Annotated in this window: 15 protein-coding genes and 1 pseudogene; 10 read left to right on the top strand and 6 right to left on the bottom strand. The window is 71.8% G+C overall.

Going from position 1 to position 18,296, the window contains the following annotated elements:
• Nucleotides 1-147: 147 nt before the first annotated feature.
• The 5 genes from K2224_RS32975 (at nt 148) to tsaD (ending at nt 7,062) form a co-directional block, all read left to right on the top strand.
• Nucleotides 148-873 carry a WXG100 family type VII secretion target gene (locus tag K2224_RS32975; protein ID WP_221910831.1) on the top strand — a complete coding sequence of 242 codons (726 nt, stop codon included), beginning with the start codon at nt 148-150 and terminating at the stop codon, nt 871-873.
• Nucleotides 870-4,781, top strand: coding sequence for a DUF6531 domain-containing protein (locus tag K2224_RS32970; RefSeq protein WP_221910830.1), 3,912 nt, complete (start codon nt 870-872; stop codon nt 4,779-4,781). The genes K2224_RS32975 and K2224_RS32970 overlap by 4 nt, the downstream gene beginning before the upstream one ends.
• A gap of 35 nt (nt 4,782-4,816) precedes the next feature.
• Nucleotides 4,817-5,554 carry a hypothetical protein gene (locus K2224_RS32965; protein WP_221910829.1) on the top strand — a complete coding sequence of 246 codons (738 nt, stop codon included), beginning with the start codon at nt 4,817-4,819 and terminating at the stop codon, nt 5,552-5,554.
• A complete protein-coding gene (locus tag K2224_RS32960) occupies nt 5,551-5,898 on the top strand; it encodes a hypothetical protein (RefSeq protein WP_221910828.1) in 348 nt (115 codons plus the stop codon). The genes K2224_RS32965 and K2224_RS32960 overlap by 4 nt, the downstream gene beginning before the upstream one ends.
• A gap of 93 nt (nt 5,899-5,991) precedes the next feature.
• Nucleotides 5,992-7,062, top strand: coding sequence for a tRNA (adenosine(37)-N6)-threonylcarbamoyltransferase complex transferase subunit TsaD (gene tsaD / locus K2224_RS32955; protein ID WP_221910827.1), 1,071 nt, complete (start codon nt 5,992-5,994; stop codon nt 7,060-7,062).
• 139 nt (nt 7,063-7,201) lie between these two features.
• Here the strand turns inward: tsaD and K2224_RS32950 are convergent, their stop codons facing one another.
• Nucleotides 7,202-8,869: an APC family permease gene (locus tag K2224_RS32950; RefSeq protein ID WP_221910826.1), complete on the bottom strand. Its 1,668-nt coding sequence runs from the start codon at nt 8,867-8,869 to the stop codon at nt 7,202-7,204.
• 466 nt (nt 8,870-9,335) lie between these two features.
• Between K2224_RS32950 and K2224_RS32945 the strand changes: the two genes are divergently transcribed.
• The 3 genes from K2224_RS32945 (at nt 9,336) to K2224_RS32935 (ending at nt 11,978) form a co-directional block, all read left to right on the top strand.
• A complete protein-coding gene (locus K2224_RS32945; RefSeq protein WP_221912104.1) occupies nt 9,336-10,616 on the top strand; it encodes a molybdopterin-dependent oxidoreductase in 1,281 nt (426 codons plus the stop codon).
• Between the two features lie 89 nt (nt 10,617-10,705).
• Nucleotides 10,706-11,215: a hypothetical protein gene (locus K2224_RS32940; protein ID WP_221912103.1), complete on the top strand. Its 510-nt coding sequence runs from the start codon at nt 10,706-10,708 to the stop codon at nt 11,213-11,215.
• Between the two features lie 40 nt (nt 11,216-11,255).
• On the top strand, nt 11,256-11,978 hold the full coding sequence (locus K2224_RS32935; RefSeq protein ID WP_221910825.1) for a bifunctional 2-polyprenyl-6-hydroxyphenol methylase/3-demethylubiquinol 3-O-methyltransferase UbiG: 723 nt from the start codon (nt 11,256-11,258) through the stop codon (nt 11,976-11,978).
• 28 nt (nt 11,979-12,006) lie between these two features.
• On the opposite strand, the gene K2224_RS32930 is transcribed toward K2224_RS32935, so the two are convergent.
• The 4 genes and pseudogenes from K2224_RS32930 to K2224_RS40990 all read right to left on the bottom strand — a co-directional run.
• A complete protein-coding gene (locus K2224_RS32930; RefSeq protein WP_260693618.1) occupies nt 12,007-13,485 on the bottom strand; it encodes a hypothetical protein in 1,479 nt (492 codons plus the stop codon).
• A complete protein-coding gene (locus K2224_RS32925) occupies nt 13,482-14,210 on the bottom strand; it encodes a DUF2064 domain-containing protein (protein ID WP_399020749.1) in 729 nt (242 codons plus the stop codon). Before K2224_RS32925 ends, K2224_RS32930 begins: the two co-directional genes overlap by 4 nt.
• Nucleotides 14,207-15,004, bottom strand: a complete 798-nt coding sequence (locus tag K2224_RS40995) for a glycosyltransferase family 2 protein (RefSeq protein WP_260693898.1) — start codon at nt 15,002-15,004, stop codon at nt 14,207-14,209. The genes K2224_RS32925 and K2224_RS40995 overlap by 4 nt, the downstream gene beginning before the upstream one ends.
• A pseudogene (locus K2224_RS40990) lies at nt 14,981-16,042 on the bottom strand (NAD-dependent epimerase/dehydratase family protein); the annotation flags it as partial. The pseudogene K2224_RS40990 and the gene K2224_RS40995, both read right to left, overlap by 24 nt.
• A gap of 242 nt (nt 16,043-16,284) precedes the next feature.
• Here K2224_RS40990 and K2224_RS32915 point away from each other — a divergent pair.
• Nucleotides 16,285-16,713, top strand: a complete 429-nt coding sequence (locus K2224_RS32915; RefSeq protein ID WP_221910823.1) for a hypothetical protein — start codon at nt 16,285-16,287, stop codon at nt 16,711-16,713.
• 39 nt (nt 16,714-16,752) lie between these two features.
• Here K2224_RS32915 and K2224_RS32910 read toward each other — a convergent pair whose 3' ends face one another.
• Nucleotides 16,753-17,346 (bottom strand): ABATE domain-containing protein, encoded by a 594-nt coding sequence (locus tag K2224_RS32910; protein ID WP_221910822.1) that lies wholly within the window; start codon nt 17,344-17,346, stop codon nt 16,753-16,755.
• A gap of 140 nt (nt 17,347-17,486) precedes the next feature.
• Here K2224_RS32910 and K2224_RS32905 point away from each other — a divergent pair, with 140 nt between their 5' ends.
• The gene (locus K2224_RS32905) at nt 17,487-18,182 is read left to right on the top strand and encodes a haloacid dehalogenase type II (RefSeq protein WP_221912100.1); all 696 of its coding nucleotides are present in this window, start codon (nt 17,487-17,489) and stop codon (nt 18,180-18,182) included.
• The last annotated feature ends 114 nt before the right edge of the window (nt 18,183-18,296 follow it).

The following is an 18,296-nucleotide window of genomic DNA, read 5'->3' as shown; positions in this document are numbered from 1 at the left end:
CACCACGGCCGGGGGCGTTGTGCTGCCGCGCACCAGCGCCTCTCAACGACCCCTGAGACAAACGTGACCCACGTATTGCCCCCGCTTTAACCGGCGGCGATACGTTGCAACCGCGGGGCTGACGGTATCTCACCTGGGGGGAAAGCGGTGGCACTGGAACTACCCGATGCGGTGGTGACGTTCCTCGACTTCGTCGGCGTGCACTGGCCGAACGTCAACGAGGACAAGGTCAGCGAATTCGCCAGTCATGTGCGGGACTTCGCGAACAATCTGCAGCAGAGTCACCAGGACGCCACCTCCTCGGTGGAGCAGTTGTCCCAGATCTACCAGGGCGCGTCCTACGATGCCCTGATGGCCAAGTGGGGCCAGATGTCGTCGAGTCACATGAACGAGCTGGTGACGGCCTGTCACACCGTGGCGACCGCGCTCGACGCCGCGTCCGGTGTCATCGTGGGCATGAAGGCGGCGGCGATCGCCGAACTCGTCGCGCTGGCCGTGACGTTCGTCGCCGACCAGGCCGCCGCGGCCGTCACCTTCGGGCTCGCCGAGGTCGCGGAGGCCGGGATCATCGCGGCGGCCCGCAAGGCGACGAGCTATCTGGAACAGCAGTTGGAGCAGTACGTCGTCGGCCAGGTGATCGAGGCCGCCATCACCCCGCTCGTCGACGTGGTCGGCAAGGCGGTGAGTGGGCTCGTCTACGAGGGCACCGCCAAGGCCCTCGGCGTGGCCGCCGGCGGGGGCGTCGGGGAGAGCTTCTCGGTCCATCCCGAGGAGCTGCACGCCCGCTCGCAGAAGCTGTCCGCACACGCCGAGAAGGTGGCGGCGCACGCCGAGGACTTCAAGAGCAAGCTGAGCGGGGTGAGTTTCGCGTGACGAACCGCATCGTCAAGGCGCTGGAGGACGGCGCGGTGCGACTCGGCAAGACGCTCGGCGACGACGCCGGGAAGGCCGTCAAGGACCTCTACCACGACACCGGTGAACGCCTGCGGCAGGTGGCGAAGAACCACGCGGAAACCGACGCCAAGCACGCGGCGGACATGGACGGCATCCTCAAGGGCCGGCACGGCGACCTGCCCAAGGCCCCGCACACGGGCCCGTCCTCGGCGCCGCATCCGTCCTCGTCACCGCACCCGTCCCCGGGGACGGACGGTCCCAAGGGCCCCTCGAAGGGCCCCGGGTCCGGGCGGCCAGGCTCCACCGACCCCTCACTGCGGGACGGGGCGAACCGCGACGGCGTGGGATCGTCCAAGCCCGCGAACGGCCGCTGCAAGGGCGGCGACCCCGTCGACCTGGTGTCCGGCGAGATGATCCTCACCGAGACCGATGTGCGACTGCCCGGCCTGCTCGATCTCGTCGTCGAGCGCACCCATCTGTCGTCCTACCGGTGCGGCCAGTGGTTCGGCGGTTCGTGGGCCTCGACCCTGGACCAGCGCCTGGAGGCCGACGAGCACGGGCTCGTCCTGGCGACCTCCGACGGCATGCTGCTCTCGTACGACGTGCCGAGCCCCGATGCCGTGGTCCTCCCCCACCACGGCCCGCGCCACGAGCTGTACTGGGACGGGACGCCGGCCGGCGAGATCCTCGTCACCGACCGCGGCACCGGGCACACCCTGCACTTCCTGCCCGCCACCGTGACGCCGACGGAGGCCGCGGCCGGCCGGGTGTCCCTCCCCCTCCAGGCGTTGTCCGACCGCAACGGCAACCGGGTCGACATCTGGCGCGACGACGACGGCACCCCCTTCGAGATCCGGCACAGCGGCGGCTACCGCCTCGCCGTCGACACCGACGACAACCGCGTCGTGGCGCTCCGCCTCCTGGGCACCGAGGACGGCGACACCGGCACGGTGCTGCGGCGTTACGCCTACGACCAGGGCCGGCTCGTCGGCGTGACCGATTCGTTGGGCCACACCACGCACTTCCGGTACGACGAAGCGGGCCGCATCGTCGAACGCGTCGACCGCAACGGCGGCTGGTACCGCTGGGAGTACGACGCGGCCGACCGCTGCGTCCGCGGCACCGGGTCCGACGGCTACCTCTCCTGCACGCTCTCCTACGACCCCGTCAACCGCGCCAACCGCTACACCGACTCCCTCGGCCACACCACCGTCTACCACTACGACGAGCAGCGGCGCCCGACCGGCTGGACCAACGCCGAGGGCCACCGCACCCACCGCACCTGGACCGGCCCGGACCTACTCGCCTCGGTCACCGACGAGCTGGGGCACACCAGCAGCTACGCCTACGACGAGCACGGCAACCTCACCTCGGTCACCCGCCCCGACGGCCGCACGACCCGTGCCGCCTACGACGCACTGGGCCTGCCCGTGGAGATCGTCGAGGTGGACGGCGCGACCTGGCGGCACGAGTACGACGCCCACGGCAACCAGACCCGCACCACGGACCCGACCGGCGCGGTCACCGCCTTCGCCTACGACCGCGGCAGGCTGGCCGCCGTCACCGACGCCCTGGGCAACACCCGTACGATCGCGAGCAATCCGGCCGGTCTGCCGCTGGCGGTCACCGATCCGCTGGGCCACACCACGGCCGTCGAGCGCGATGCGTTCGGCCGGGTCAGCTCGTTCACCGACGCCGGCGGGAGCACCGAGCGGTTCGGCTGGACCGGCGAAGGCAAGCCGGCCTGGCGGCAGTTCGCCGACGGCACGACCGAGATGTGGGAGTGGGACGGCGAGGGCAATCTCGTGGCCCACACCGACCGCCTGGGCCAGGTGTCGCGGTTCACCTACACCCACTTCGGGACACCCGTCACCCGCACCACGCCCGACGGCACCACCCACACCTTCGCGCACGACACCGAACTGCGGCTCACCACCGTCACCGACCCGCGCGGCCACACCTGGGACTACGCGTACAACGCGGTGGGCCACCTCGTCCGGGAGAGCGACTTCCAGGGCCGGGCCGTTGCGTACCGGCCCGATCCCACCGGTGAACTCGCCGCCCGCACCGGTGCCGCTGGACACACCACCGTGTTCGTCCGCGACGAGCTGGGCCGCACCGTCGAGGAGCACTCGGCCGACGGTGTCGCCACCTTCGCCTACGACCCGGCCGGCTGTCTGCTGCGGTCCGCCAACGCCACCACCACCGTCACCCAGACCTACGACATCCTCGGCCGCAAGCTCTCCGAGGACGTCAACGGCCGCACCACGACGTGGACCTACGACGCACTGGGCCGGCGCACCGGCCGGCGCACCCCGAGCGGGGTGCTGTCCACCTGGTCGTACGACGCCGCGGGGCGACCGTCCGCCCTGGACGTCGGCGGCGACCGGGTGGGCTTCGCGTTCGACGACGCCGACCGGGAGGTGCGGCGGCTCATCGGGCCCGATCTGGTGCTGTCCCAGGAGTGGGACGCGGTGGGCCGGCTCAGCACCCAGGCCGTCGTCCGCGGCGCCGACACCCTCCAGCACCGTGCCTACGCCTATCGCGCCGACGGCCGGCTCCACGGGGTCACGGACTCGACGGGCGGCACCCGGCGCTTCGAGCTCGACCCGGACGGCCGGGTCACCGCCGTGCGCGCCCAGGACTGGACCGAGACCTACGCGTACGACAGCGCCGGCAACCTCACGCACGCCGCGACCCCCGGTGACGACCCGGCCGGTACCGAGCGCACCTTCACCGGCAACCGCATCGAGCGGTGCGGCCGCCACACCTACGCGTACGACGAGGACGGCCGGATGGTGCGCCGCACCACGCGGCTCCTCAACGGCCGGACGCGTACCGCGCATTTCACGTGGAACCGGGCGGACCAGCTCACCGACGCCGTGCTGGCCGACGGGTCCCACTGGACGTACGAGTACGACACGGCAGGCCGGCGCACCGCCAAGCGCCGTCTCGACGGGGACGGCGGCACGGCCGAGGAGATCCGTTTCGTCTGGGACGGCACCCGGCTCGCGGAGCAGGTGACGTCAGACGGGACCGCCACCGCATGGGAGTACCACTCCGGCACCCACCGGCCGCTCACCCAGACCGTCGTGCACGCCGGGGGCCACCGTGACTTCCACACCGTGGTCACCGATGTCTCGGGCGCCCCGACGGAACTGGTCACCCCCGACGGGCGGATCACCTGGCGGCTGCGCACCACCGCCTGGGGCAGACCCGTCGGCGACGGGACCGGCGAGCACGGCTGCCCCCTGCGGTTCCCCGGCCAGTACGCGGACCCCGAGACCGGGTGGAACTACAACTACTTCCGCCACTACGACCCGGAGACGGCCCGCTATCTGACCGCCGACCCGCTGGGTCTGGCGGCGGCGCCCAACCACTACGCCTACGTCGACAACCCGTTCACCACCGCGGACCCGCTGGGCCTGGCGCCGCAGCGGGGGCCGAACGGCCGCTTCATCCCGAACCCGAACGGCCCGGCGACCCACAACCGCGACACCGAATACCCCAGCAGCTACCGGCAGTCGACGCATGACGCGATGGCGGCCAAGTGGACGGTCGAGGGCCAGGCCCAGGGCGGCGTGCCCCGCTTCCCCGCCGGCCACCCGGAGGCCGGCCAGCGCATACCACGGGATCAGCTCAACTGGTTCAACTCCAAGGGGGAATCGGTACCCGCCGGCAAGGACCAGCTCACCTACGAGCACCTGCACCCGGTGGTCGACCACTGGAACAAGACGGGCTACGACGCCGACCGGGCCACCCGTAACGACTTCTACAACGACTTCAATAACATGGAGCCCATGTCCCGCAAGAACAACTCCAGCGGCGGCGGCAAGATGACCTCCACCTACCGCCAGGACACCGGCCCGAACTACTCCTGCACCTGAGCAGGACGATCCCCACCCCAGAGGAGCCACCTACCATGGACCTGACGTCGAAGCTGGCCGACCAGCCCGGCGCGGAGCCCGTACCCGGCGTGCCGGACGCCTGGCACTGGTCACGCATGATCTTCTCGTTCGACGCCGTGGTCGCGCGCGGCCGCGTACTGGAGATGCGCGTGATGGGCGAGTACGACCCGGCGCTGGCCCGTGCCGTGCTGGAACTGGCCCGGGACCGCGCCGAGCAGGTCGTCGGCGGTGAGCGTCCGCTCGTGGTGCTGGACGGGCTCGCCTGCCCTGGTTGGGACTTCGACGCGGTCGCCGCCGTCGGACCGGAGGTGCACGAGTACCACGGGCAGGAGGACGCCGATCTGCACAAGGCGACGGTGGCGCTCTTCCCGGCCTGGCGGCGGGAGTTCTCCGGCACCGAGACCCTCGCGGAGGCCCGCCACCAGTTCGACCGTGGCCTCCAGCCGACGCGGCTGCGGCGTGAGGTGGTCCCCTTCCTGCGCATGAGCTACCGCAATGAGCGCACCGGCAGTCACAGCGAGGGCGCCGAACGCGGCCTGGCAACCCTGGACGTCCTGCGGCACGAACTGTCCCTGCTGCCCGGCTCCCCCGGCAGCCATGTCGAGTGGGAGAACCGCCTCGGCGCCGTCTTCCGGGCCGAGTGCGCGGCCGAGCTGACGGTGCGGGGAGCGGACGGAGCACAGCCGACGACCGGGGACGCCCTGGTCGCGCTGGCCGAGCAGTCGGTGCTGCACCCGGAGGAGGCCGCGTGACCGCCACCCGCGCCCTCACCGCCACCGGTGCCGTCCACGACAACCCCGACGCGGAGACCCTCTACGACCTGCTCAGCGAGCTGAACCTGGCGCTTCCGTTCCTCGTCGTGGAACGCGCGGACGGCCGGGATCCGGAGCAGCACTACATCCAGGTGCACCTCGCGGAGGACGGCAGTTGCCTGGTGGAGTACCGCGAGGGCGGCCCCGACCAGCACTTCCGCACCATCGTGGCGCCGCCGTACGCCATGAAGGGCCACGACGAGGTCGCGGCGCTCGTCACTAGCTGGGCGCAGGACGACGGCGAGTGGCGCCTCCGGGGCCGGTGGCAGCGGATTCAGGTGTGAGGACGGCGCCCGGTGCCCGACCTCCGCCCTTATTGCGAATAGGTTGCAACTACACTACTCACGCAATATGTCGGCAGTCGTGAGGGAGTGGCCATGCCGCAGGGCCGGATCGTGCTCGGTATCGAGTCGTCGTGTGACGAGACCGGGGCCGGGATCGTGTCCGACGGGCGGCTGCTCGCACATGTGGTGGCGTCGAGCATGGACGAGCACGCCCGGTTCGGTGGCGTGGTGCCGGAGATCGCCGCGCGTGCGCATCTGCACGCCTTCGCCCCGGTGGTGCGCGAGGCCCTGGACCAGGCGGGGCTGCGGGTGGGTGATCTCGACGCCGTGGCCGTGACCACCGGCCCCGGCCTGTCGGGCGCCCTGCAGGTGGGGCTGGCGGGAGCCAAGAGCCTCGCCTACGCAGCCGGAGTTCCCTTGTACGGCGTCCACCACCTGGCGGGCCATGTCGCGGCCGACACCCTGGAGCACGGCCCGCTGCCCGACCCGTGCCTGGTGCTGATCGTCTCCGGTGGCCATACGTCGCTGCTGCTGGTGCGGGACCTGGTGCGCGACCCCATCGTGCACCTGGGCGACACCGTCGACGATGCCGCCGGCGAGTGCTTCGACAAGGTGGCCCGGGTCTTCGGCCTGCCCTATCCCGGCGGCCCTGCGATCGACCGGGCGGCCCGGGGCGGGAACCCGTGCGCGGTCGCCTTCCCCAGGCCGTTGACCAGCGGGAAGGGCGACCCGTACGCGTTCTCGTTCTCCGGTCTGAAGACGGCCGCGGCGCGCTGGGCCGAGACCCACCGCCTTCGGGGCGAGGAGGTCCCGTTGGCCGACGGCGCCGCCTCGCTCCAGGAGGCGGTCGCGGACGTGCTGACCCGTAAGGCGCTGGCCGCCTGCCGGGAGTACGAGGTGGGGACGCTGGTCGTGGTGGGCGGGGTGGCCGCCAACTCCCGGGTCCGGGCGCTTGCCGAGGAGCGGTGCGCGGCGGCCGGGGTGGCACTGCGGGTCCCGCCGCTGACCCTGTGCACCGACAACGGCGCGATGATCGCCGCCGTCGGCGATCTGCTGGTACGGGCCGGTGCCGCCCCCGCCCAACTGAGCATGTCCGTCGACCCGTCCGCGCCGCTGGAGTACGCCGCGCTGCACCCCGTCGCCGGGCCCGTCCTCGCTGCCTGAGTCGAACAACTCGGCTCGCCACGGGCCGAGTTGACGGACAAGATCAGCACCGTGCCGGAAAGGCGAGGCACCTGCGGAAAACAGACAGCCGCCGGAACCGTCCGTGGTCGGTTCCGGCGGCTGTCCGAGCCGTGCCGTCTCAGGAGGCGACGGCCTCACGTTCCCCGGACCGCTGGCCGGGCAGGACGGTCGGCTCCGCCGCCGGCTCGGGCTCGTCGGGGTGGAGGGGATCGGGGTCCGTCAGGCCCGCGCGATGAGCCTGGACACCGGCGCGTACCGCCCAGAAGTAGAAGCCGAGAGCCGATACGCCGACCACGGCCACGTCCACACCGCCAGGCAGGACGCCGTAGCCGCCGAACTCCCTGCCGCCCAGCGCCGAGACCACCGACAGCCACAGCAGGAACCCGATCAGCCACCAGGCCGCGTTGAACTGCCGGGCCAGATTCCGCTCGCCCCGGCGGCGCAGCACCAGCGCCGCGATCGGCACGGAGACCAGCACGAGGAGGGTCACCTTGCCGGTGTTGGGCCACTTCGACCAGTACAGGGCGCAGGCCGCGAAGGCGAAGGTGATCGGGCAGAGCACCGAGGCGGCCGGCAGGCGGAATGGCCGCGGCAGGTCCGGCTTGGTGCGGCGCAGGACGCCCACCGCGATCGGGCCGATCAGGTACGAGACGACCATGGCGGCCGAGACGACACTGGCCAGGGCCTCCCAGCTGTGGCCGATGGTGAGCAGCAGGAGCACGGAGACGCCGAGGTTGAGCCACATCGCGGGGCGGGCGGTGCCGTAGCGGGGGTGGACCTCGGCGATCTTCTTGGGGAAGAAGCCGGTCTCGGCCAGGTTCTGCGCCAGGTACGAGGCCGAGGCCACGTTGGCGATGTTGGCGCCGGAGGGCGAGATGAAGGCACCGAACTGGAGCAGGGTGACGACCCAGTGCAGCATCAGGAGCTTGGCCAGGTCGGCGAAGGGGGAGGCGAAGTTGATCCCCTGCCAGCCGCCCGCCTGGGCGAGCTGCTCCGGCGGGACCGCGCCGAGGAAGGCGATCTGCAACGCGAGGTAGATCACCAGGCCCAGGGAGAGTGCACCGACCAGCGCGAGCGGAATGGAGCGGCCCGGGTTCCGGGCGGCTCCGCCGAGGTTGACGACGGCCTGGAAGCCGTTGAAGGCGAAGACGACGCCCGAGGTGGTGACCGCCGTCATCACGGCGGACCAGCCGTTGGGGGCGAAGCCACCGTGGTCGGTGAAGTTCCCGGTGTGGAAGCCGGAGGCGATCAGGGCGGCGACCGCGAGCACCGGGATGGCGAACTTCACCAGCGTCAGCACCGTGTTGGCGCGGGCCAGCAGCGCGACCGACCAGTAGCAGGCGAACCACAGGGCGAAGGTCAGGGCGAGGGCCATCACCATGCCGGAGGCCGTGAGGCTGCCGTCGGCGACGAGCGCCTTGGCCCAGCCGAAGTTCCAGGACGCCATGTACTGGGTGCCCGCGATGGACTCGATCGGGATCAGGGAGGCGATCGCGATCCACACCGCCCAACCGCTCACGAAGCCGAGCACCGGCCCGTGTGAGATCGAACCGAAGCGCGCCATGGCACCGGGGAGCGGATAGGCGGCCCCGACCTCGGCGTACGACATGGCGATCATGCCGATGAAGACGGCTCCGATCACCCAGGCGACCAGCGCCGCGGGGCCTGCGACCTGTGCGGCCTGGCCGGCTCCGAAGAGCCATCCGGAGCCGAAGATGGACCCCAGCCCGATCATGATCAGGGCGAAGAGACTGAGGTTCTTTTTACTGGCCGCGCTCATGTCCATGGCGGGCTACGTCCGTTCTGCCGTGCGAAGTGATCCGCACACACCCTAATTCAACTTTTTCGCATTTCGTTCGAGCGTTGAAATCGCTGCCCCATTATCGATCGATTATCGATCAAATAGCCGAAGCTGCAGGTCGGGGGTGGGGCCGGGTGCCAGATCTACCCGTGACTCATCAACGGGCACGGTAATGACGCGCATACGTGGCGCGCCCGGTCGACCCGACAAACAGTGGGACCCTTGTCCGTTATGAGAGATATGCCGTATATGGCGGTTGTGCGTGACTGTCACAACGCGCCGGCCTCCGGAAGGGACGGATGTGGGGAGTAGTGACCGCGGTGACGAGGCGCACCGCCCCAAGCACGACCAGGCGGACGGACAGCCGGGCGGAAAGACTGGCGGCAGCCCGCCGGACCGGGACAGGCAGGCAGGACGGCGGCGCGCCCGCACTCCTCGTCGCCTGACCGCGCTGCTGGGCACTCCCCCGCCGGGCCCCGCGCGCCCGGACTTCTGGCGCAGCCCGTTGCGCGGGCCCTGGCTGACGTCGGTGCTCGGGTTGGTGTTGCTGATCGGCATCACCGTGCTGTTCGTGACCGGGTTGCTGTCGTACGCCGCGTACAACCCGGACCTGGCACCGGGCAACGACCACACGCCGGACAAGGGCTGGTTGGGCTTCTATCTCTTCCCCTGGCCGACCCGGCCGTACTGGCTCTACCGCCTCACCCAGGGGGTCCACGTCACCCTGGGCGTGGTGCTCGTCCCCGTCCTGCTGGCGAAGCTGTGGTCGGTCATCCCGAAGCTGTTCGGGTGGCCACCGCTGCGTTCCCCCCGCCACGCGTTGGAACGGCTCTCGCTGCTGCTGCTCGTGGGCGGTGTGCTGTTCGAGTTCGTCACGGGCGTGCTCAACATCCAGCTGCACTACATCTTCCCCGGGTCCTTCTACCCCCTGCACTTCTACGGTGCCTGGATCTTCATCGGCGCCTTCGTCGTACACGTCGCCTTCCGCATCCCCGCCATGACGACGGCGTTGCGCAGCCGCAGCTGGCGCAGCGAGCTGCGTACCCCGGTCACGCGTACCCGGCCCGAACCGCCGGACGACACCGGGCTGGTGACCCCCGACCCCGCACCGCCCACCACGTCGCGCCGTGGCGCGCTCGGCATGGTGGGCGCCGGTTCGCTGGTACTGCTCGTCGTGACGGCTGGTCAGAGCATCGGCGGAGCCCTCCGCAGGACCGCGCTGCTGGCTCCGCACGGGCAGGAACCAGGCACCGGACCCAACGGCTTCCAGATCAACAAGACCGCCGCGGCGGTCGGCATCCGCGCCCGCGACATCGGCCCGGACTGGCGCCTCGTCGTACGCGGCCCCGGCCGGGAACGGAGCTTCACCCGGGAACAGGCGCTGGCCCTGCCGCAGCACACCGCCGCCCTGCCGATCGCCTGCGTGGAAGGCTGGTCCACCGACGACCAGCACTGGAGCGGCGTACGGCTGTCCGACCTGGCGGCCCTGGTCGGGCTGCGGGAGAGCCCGCCCGGGGTCTTCGTCGAGTCCGCCCAGCGCCCCGGAGCCTTCAGCTCCGCCCATCTGCGCGACAACCAGGTCCGGGACCCCAGGTCGCTGCTGGCTCTGCGGGTCAACGGCGCGGCTCTCTCGGTGGACCACGGCTATCCGGCGCGGATCATCGTCCCCGCCAACCCCGGTGTGCACAACACGAAATGGGTCACCCGCCTCACCTTCGGAGTACCGCGATGACAGGCCGCGGAAGGGCCCGGATGAAAGAGCTGGCGAGGGGTCTGGGCCAGGCCATGGCCAGGGTGACGGGCACGGCCAGAAGCATGGGCATGGGTGTGGCCAGGGGCATCCGGGCGCGCTACGGCGGTTCGCTCGCGCACCTCGTCCTGGTCCTGGGCTCGTTCGCCCTGACCGGCTACGCCGGACTCCGGCTGCTGCGAGGGGACACGCTCGGCATCGTCATCTGGTTCGTCGGCGCGGCACTTCTGCACGATCTGGTCCTCCTCCCCCTCTACACCGTCACCGACCGCGCGGTGCAGCACCTGTTCCGGAGGCGCCGGAGCAGGGAGGCAGCAAGCCGCTCCCGTCCGGTGGCAGGCCGTATCGACTACGTCCGGGTGCCCGCCTGCCTGGCCCTTCTGCTGCTCCTTGTCTGGTACCCGCTCGTCCTCGGCCGGGTCTCGGGCTTCAGCGCCTACACCGGCCTGCCGGCCGACGTCTTCTGGGGGCGCTGGCTGCTGATCACCGCCGTGCTCTTCGCGGTCTCCGCGGTATGCCTGTTGGTGTCGGTGTGGCGCGCGCGGCCGCGCCGTCCGAAGGCGGGATCAAGCGATCGATGAACCTCCCCGAACGTGCCGGCCGCCGTGGAGCCCGGATCCGATGAGCACCGACGAACAGACACCTGAGCCCCGCGCGGTCCCCGAGTCCCGGCACGAGGACCCCTACGCCCAGGCGCTCGCCAGAGGCCGCGGCCCGTTGTACATGCGCTGTACGGACGGCGGCATCCTGCTGTCGGAGGTGGACCGTTGGTGTGCCGCACCGGACTCCGCCGACCGCAGCGTCCTGCGGCGCTGCCACGGCGCGGTGCTCGACATCGGCTGCGGGCCGGGGCGTCTGGTCGGCGCCCTCCGCGCACGCGGCCATGTCGTGCTCGGCATCGACATCAGTCACGCGGCCGTCGCGCGGACCGAGCACACCGGGGGCCCCGCGCTGTGCCGGTCCGTCTTCGACAGACTGCCGGGTGAGGGGCTGTGGAACACCGCCCTGCTCATGGACGGGAACATCGGCATCGGCGGCGACCCCAGGGCACTGCTGGCGCGCATCGGCTCTCTTGTGGCGCCGTACGGGACCCTGCTGGTGGAAGCGGCCCCCGAAGACATCGACGAACGGCTGGACGTGCGGTTCGACGACGGCCGCGGCCGCCTGGGCCGCCCGTTCCCCTGGGCCCGGGTCGGCCTCCCCGCGCTGCGCCGCAAAGCGGCGGCCACCGGCTGGCAGACCGGCGACCACTGGACGCTCGACGACCGCCACTTCCTGGTACTGCGGCGCCCCCATCGCACCGGCTCCGATCACGGCCCGGCACCGGCCGGCAGGCCGCGCTGAGGAATGGTCATGCCCTGTTGAGTGTTCGTCACCATCCCGTCAGCAGAAGGTGGTTGACCAGGAGTGCGAGGACGGCTTGGCCGGCCAGCCACCTGCCGTGCATGCGGCGCGGAAGCAGTGCGCAGGCAGGCAGCAGCCAGATGGCGAAGGGCAGCCAGATGCGTTCGGTCTCCGCCTTGCTCATTCCGGACACGTCCGCGAGCAGCATCGCGCAGAACGCCGCTCCGACCAGGACGGCCAGCGCACCGCTACCTCGTGGCGCCGCACGCCGCATCCCGCGCAGGGCCGGCCACAGCCCGGCGGCCGCCCGGCCCAGTCCCGCGACCGTCGCCAGTCCCACCGTCACCACCTGGGCGGCCAGGTTGGCCCAGACGAAATAGGCGTACGGGCGCACCTTCGCGGCCCCCTGGTAGTACCGCTCGACGAGGGTCGTATAGCCCTCGGGCCACCAGAATCCCAGCGCGGTGAAGCCCACCACCCAAGGCAGCACCCCCGCCACCACGAACGGCAGGGGCCGGGCGGAACGGGCCAGGAGGAGAACGGCGGCACCCAGCACGACCAGGACGGTCAGACCGTAGGAGAGGTACCAGGCGAGCCCCAGCAGCAGCCCGGCCCCCAGGGCCGCGAGGCGGGGCACCCGGGTGGTGCGGGTGGCCGCGAGCGCGAGCAGGGCGATGGCCCAGGCGGCCACTCCGGCGAAGTAGCCGTCGGCGCTGACGCCGATCCACACCGCCGCGGGGGCCAGTACCAGGAACGGGGCTGCCGTCCGGGCCCACCGCTCACCGCTCAGCGCCCGTAGCGTCACCATGACCGCGGCCGCGCCGGACGAGCCGATGGTGATGCACCAGGCCGCCGCCCAGGCACCTCCGCCCAGCCCGATCCGGTCCAGGCCGACGAACGTCAGCAGTGCGCCGGGCGGGTGTCCGGCCACATGCGCGGGCCAGTTGTGCGGCGAGTCGGCCAGGATGTGGTGGGTGAAGTCCCTTAGGAAGGCGGGCACTTCATGTACGTCGGCGACGGATCGCAGGTACTCCATGCTGCTGGTGAGCCGCCCGGCGACGCCGCGCTGCCAGCCGTCCACGAGTGCCAAGGACCAGGTCCAGGCCATCGACGCGCCCCAGACGGCCGGCACCAGCGCCCGCCACCGCAGGCACTGCGCGATCCGCGGGCCGTGGACGACCACGAGCGCGGCGACGACGAGGGCTGCCGGCGTACCGGGGCCGAGGTGCGGCAGCCATGACGCGTACAGCGGCGGCCACCCCAGTCGCAGAATCCCCTCGGTTCCGTAGACGGTGCGGTTGAGGGCGCGCCCGACGACCACCGCGAGCACGAACAGCACCACCGCGGCCGCCACCGCCCGAAGATCGCGGCCGACCGTCCGCTTGCGTACAGGCCGCACGGACCGCACGGGCACGGACGGCGGAGCGGCCTCGGCAAGCGGCCCTGCCTGGTCTCCGTCCTTCCCCACAAGTCCGCGGTCCTGGCGGCGGACTTGGCGCGGCGTCATCGGCTGCCCACCCGTCGCAGCCTGGCCAGGGTGGCGGCGAACCGGCCGTCGGGTGCGCCGGCCGCGACCCGGTCGGCGTCGTCCGCGGTGTCGACGTCGCACAGCGGCGGCAGATCCCGCACCCGCAGCCCGGCCGCGGTCAGCCTGGCGCGCTGCGCGGCACCGGTGCGGGCGGTGGACATGGGGACGCCGCGCAGCAGCCCGGGGTCGGGGACGGCCAGGCCGAGCGCCCAGAATCCGCCGTCGTCGGCCGCCCCGAACCAGGCATCGCAGTCGTCCCAGGCACCGAAGTCCACTGCCGGGGCGAGGAGTTGTGGTGTGACCTGCGGGGTGTCCATGCCGATGAGCAGCGTCGGTCCGGTGCTGTCCGCGAAGGCCGCGGCGAGCCGCTCGTCGAGGCCGCCGGTGCTCTGCGGTCGCACGTCGAAACCGGGCGGCAACCAGTCGCCCGGCCGCCCGTCGAGGACCAGCACCCGTCGCCGGGCGGGCAGCGCGCCGACGGCCCGCAGCGTGTCGCACAACGCCGCTTCGGCCAGTTGGGCGGCCTCGTGCGGGGTGTAGGGCGGCGTCAGACGGGTCTTGACCCGTCCGGGCACCGGTTCCTTGGCGATGACCAGGACCGTCGTCGGGCCGACTGCCGGCCGCGGCCGATCGGGCCGGCCCGCGGGACCGTGGGAGCCCCGCAGACTTTGCCCATCCGGTGGAAGCTGTGCGGCCCCGGTCATTGCGCCACCTCCGGTACCCGTGCCGTCAGCGGCGGCTGGTTGAGGACGCGGCGCATATCGCGGACCGCGTGCCAGGTGCCGCGCCAGGTGCCGGTGACCTTCGAGCGGCCGGTGCGCGGCCGGTAGGGCACATCCCGCTCCTCGATGCGCCAGCCGGCGTCGGCGGCCCGGACGACCATCTGCAACGGATAGCCACTGCGACGGTCCGTCAGATCCAGGCCGATCAGGGCGTCGCGGCGGGCGGCCCGCAGCGGGCCCAGATCGTGCAGCCGCAGACCGGTGCGCCGACGCAGCATCCGCGCCAGGACCACATTGCCGGCCCGGGCGTGCGGCGGCCAGGCACCACGGCCCTGCGGGCGGCGGCGGCCCAGTACGAGGTCGCTCTCCCCGTCGCGTACGGCGTGGACGAACGGGGCGAGCAGCGCCGGGTCTAGCGAGGCGTCGCAGTCACAGAAGCAGACGATGTCGGCCTCGGCGGCGAGCAGTCCGGCGTGGCAGGCAGCGCCGAAGCCGCGCCGCGGTTCGTGGACGACGGTGGCGCCGAGGCCACGGGCGACCTCGGCGGAGCCGTCGGTCGAGCCGTTGTCCACGACGACGGCCCGCCAGCCGTCAGGGATGCGCGCCAGCACCCACGGCAGCGCGGCCGCCTCGTTCAGGCAGGGCAGCACGACGTCCACCGGGGCGGGACCGGGCCCACCACCGGCAGGCCCCGCCGCCGGACCCGTGCCGTGCCGGGCCGTGCCCGCCCCCTGCACCACACGCTGCACCGCACGCTGTTCCGGGCCCTCCCGCATGCCCTCCCGCGCGAACTCCGCCATCCCTTCGGCGAATCCGGTCTCCGCCCGCCACCCCAGTTCGTCGGCGATCCGCCGCGAGGAGGCGGTGATGTGCCGGACGTCGCCCAGCCGGTACTCCCCCGTCACCACCGGCGCCGGCCCGCCGTACGCCTCGGCCAGCGTGCACGCCATCTCGCCGACGGTGTGCGGTCGCCCACTGCCGGTGTTGTAAGCGGTCAGTGTGCCTTCCCGTCGTTCCGGGAGCGCCTCCAGAGCGACGATGTTCGCCGCCGCGACGTCCCGGACGTGGACGAAGTCCCGCCGCTGACCGCCGTCTTCATAGACGGTGGGCGACTCGCCACGGGCCAGCGCCGAACGGAAGAACGACGCCACCCCCGCGTACGGGGTGTCGCGTGGCATGCCTGGCCCGTAGACGTTGTGGTACCGCAGCGCGATGGCCCGGCCGCCGGTGGCCCGGGCCCAGGAGGCGGCCAGATGCTCCTGGGCGAGCTTGGTCGCCGCGTACACATTGCGCGGATCGACGGGCGCGTCCTCGTGGACCAGGCCGGGCAGCAACGCGGCACCGCAGCGCGGGCAGTCCGGCTCGAACCGCCCGGCTTCCAGCTCGGCGACCGCCCGAGGCCCCGGCCGCACGGCGCCGTGGGCGGGGCAGCTGTAGTGCCCCTCCCCGTAGACCACCATCGATCCGGCGAGCACCAGTCGACGCACCCCCGACGCGGCCATCGCCGCCAGCAGTACGGCCGTTCCCAGGTCGTTGCAGCCGACGTAGTCGGGCGCGTCCGCGAAGTCCTTGCCGAGGCCCACCATCGCCGCCTGGTGGCAGACCGCGTCGACGCCGGCGAGGGCTGTCTCGACAGCCGCCCGATCGCGTACGTCCTCGACGACACGGTGCACCCCCGGGGGCGGCGGCGGGGGCTCCGGATGGGCCGAGGGCAGCAGTGCGTCGAGCACGACGGGTTCATGGCCCCGCCCGAGAAGTGCCTCGACGACCTGCGATCCGATGAATCCGGCACCGCCGGTTACCAGTACTCGCATGCCGATCACGCTAAGCCTGGCGACCCGTTCCGAGGTGCGCCACGACGCTCACGTCATGACTTCGTAAGACCCTGCCTCCGCCAGTCGGGTCGTTGCGCCTCTCCCGACTCGTGCGCCACGCCGTCGCCACCGGCCAGCCGCGCCGCCCGAGCCTGGTAGGCAACGGTTGCCGCACCGAAGACCGAACCGCCGGCCCGACGCCGGACCGGCCCCGCGCAACACGACCAGGAGCTGTCGCGCCCATGGCACATCTGACGATCGGGGAGGACCAGTTCCTCCTCCGCCTGACGTGGCCCGAGATGGTGGCCGCACGTCGCGTCCGGATCCGCGTACCGCTCGCCGCGGTGCGCACCGTGGTGGTCGAACGGGACTGGTGGCGCGCCTTGCGTGGCAGACGGGGACGAGGCGTGTGGGTACCCGAAGTGGTCTGTGTCGGCGTCCGCCGGCACTCGGCCGGCAGGGATTTCGTGGCAGTACGGCCCGGCGGCCCCGTGCTGTGCATCGGGCTGTGCCCGTCGTCGCCTTTCAGCCTTCTCGCCGTCTCCGTACCGGATCCCGATGCCACCGCACACTGTCTGCGCAACGCCGCACCGAACCTCGCCGACGTTGCCGGCGGCGGACTGTGGCGCTCGCTGCCCGTCCCCAACGAAGCGCCGCAAGCGGGCAGCTGATCCTCCATCAGACAGGATCGGCTACGGCGCCGGAGCAGCTCAGCGCTGATCTCGCTTTGGGAGTGCGCCATGCGGAGCCACGGGCGTGTCGGTCGTGGTCGAAGCGCGTCTGCGGGCTCGATAGGCCGCGGCCTTGACGCGATTGCCGCACGCGTCCATCCCGCACCAGGTGCGTCGGGCGCCACGCGAGCGGTCGAGGTAGATACGGGTGCAGTCAGCGCGGCCGCACTCCTTGAGACAGGCATGGGGATCGGCGAGCAGGGCGATACCGCTCCTGGCCATGTGGGAGAGCACTGCACGGAGGTTCCCCGACCTGTGCAGCCCGGCGTCGCTGAGCCTGAGCGTGAGCACCGGCCCGGCGGCCATCTCGTTGACGATCTCAAGGCCGGCCGGGTCGAAGGGCCGATCGAGCACACGGTCGAGAGCCAGTCGGTAGAGCGCCTCCCGCAGTGCCAGTGCGGACTCGAAGGTTGCGGAGTCGACGGCAACACGGTCGGGGAGCTCGTCGCATTCCGCCACCCACCGTTCGAGGTCCGCGGGCGTGGCCAAGAGGTCGTTGGGCTCGTCTCGACGAGATCCCACGGTGCCGGTCAGATCGAGAGCGGGGTCGCCGCTCACAAACGCGAAATCCACGTCACCATCTTGACCGGTGACGCGCCGCCGCGACAAGATCCGTCACCTGTTGAGATGGTGACGCGGGCGAACGGGACACGGCGAAGAAGGACAAGAAGGAGAAGAAGGAAGGAAAAGGAGGAGGAGGAGTTATGACCGATTTGACCGAGATCCGCGACATCGCGGTCGTGGTCTTCGACGTCCTGGGGACCCTGGTCGACGAACCCAGTGGGCTGCGCGCGGCGATTCGCGAGGCGGTGGCGGCTTCCGACGCGGCAGCGCCCGTCGACGAGTTGCTGAAGGTGTGGCAGGGGTACGTCGAAGAGGAGCAGCACCGCATTGCGCAAGGACGGCGCGCGTACGCCAACACCGAGATCATCGACGGGGAGGCCGCTCAACGGGTGGCGGACCGGGCAGCGCTCGCCGATCCGGCGGCCGTCGCCCGGCTGGCCACCGCCGGTCAACGCCTGCCACCGTGGGGCGATTCGGTCGCCGGCCTCCGGCGGCTCGCGCGGACATTCCCCGTGCTGGGGCTCTCCAACGCCAGCCGCACCGCTCTGCTGCGGCTCAACGCACATGCCGGGCTGCGCTGGCACCAGGCGTTGTCCGCCGAGTCCGCCCTCGCCTACAAGCCGGCACCCGAGGTCTATCAGCTCGCCCTCGACACCGCCGGTTGCCCACCGGAGCGCGTGCTGATGGTGGCGGCCCACGCCTGGGACCTTCGCGGAGCACAGGCACAGGGCATGCGGACCGCCTACGTCCGACGGCCGGTCGGCGATCCGCCCGCGGACTCCGACCGCTTCGACCGGCAGTTCAACGGACTGGAGGAACTGGTCGCCGCCATGACGGCGCGGTAGCCGGACCGCGTCGATCCGCGCGAACCGCCCCTGACCGCTTTGACTCTCACATCGATGTGAGGCTCTAGCGTTCCGGCCATCACCACCAGCACCCGGTCATGACCATCGGCACGA

The organism is Streptomyces sp. BHT-5-2, from assembly GCF_019774615.1.
Taxonomy (GTDB): Bacteria; Actinomycetota; Actinomycetes; order Streptomycetales; family Streptomycetaceae; genus Streptomyces.
The sequence above is the reverse complement of the archived record's forward strand: the minus strand, read 5'-3'. Positions and strand labels throughout refer to the sequence as shown.

What these genes read in the sequence shown, in the direction of transcription:
- K2224_RS32965 (WP_221910829.1), top strand. Translation starts at nt 4,817, where the DNA reads ATGGACCTGACGTCGAAGCTGGCCGACCAGCCCGGCGCGGAGCCCGTA.
- tsaD (WP_221910827.1), top strand. Translation starts at nt 5,992, where the DNA reads ATGCCGCAGGGCCGGATCGTGCTCGGTATCGAGTCGTCGTGTGACGAG.
- K2224_RS32950 (WP_221910826.1), bottom strand. Translation starts at nt 8,869, where the DNA reads ATGGACATGAGCGCGGCCAGTAAAAAGAACCTCAGTCTCTTCGCCCTG.
- K2224_RS32940 (WP_221912103.1), top strand. Translation starts at nt 10,706, where the DNA reads ATGGGTGTGGCCAGGGGCATCCGGGCGCGCTACGGCGGTTCGCTCGCG.
- K2224_RS32935 (WP_221910825.1), top strand. Translation starts at nt 11,256, where the DNA reads ATGAGCACCGACGAACAGACACCTGAGCCCCGCGCGGTCCCCGAGTCC.
- K2224_RS32930 (WP_260693618.1), bottom strand. Translation starts at nt 13,485, where the DNA reads ATGACGCCGCGCCAAGTCCGCCGCCAGGACCGCGGACTTGTGGGGAAG.
- K2224_RS32925 (WP_399020749.1), bottom strand. Translation starts at nt 14,210, where the DNA reads ATGACCGGGGCCGCACAGCTTCCACCGGATGGGCAAAGTCTGCGGGGC.
- K2224_RS40995 (WP_260693898.1), bottom strand. Translation starts at nt 15,004, where the DNA reads ATGCGGGAGGGCCCGGAACAGCGTGCGGTGCAGCGTGTGGTGCAGGGG.
- K2224_RS32915 (WP_221910823.1), top strand. Translation starts at nt 16,285, where the DNA reads ATGGCACATCTGACGATCGGGGAGGACCAGTTCCTCCTCCGCCTGACG.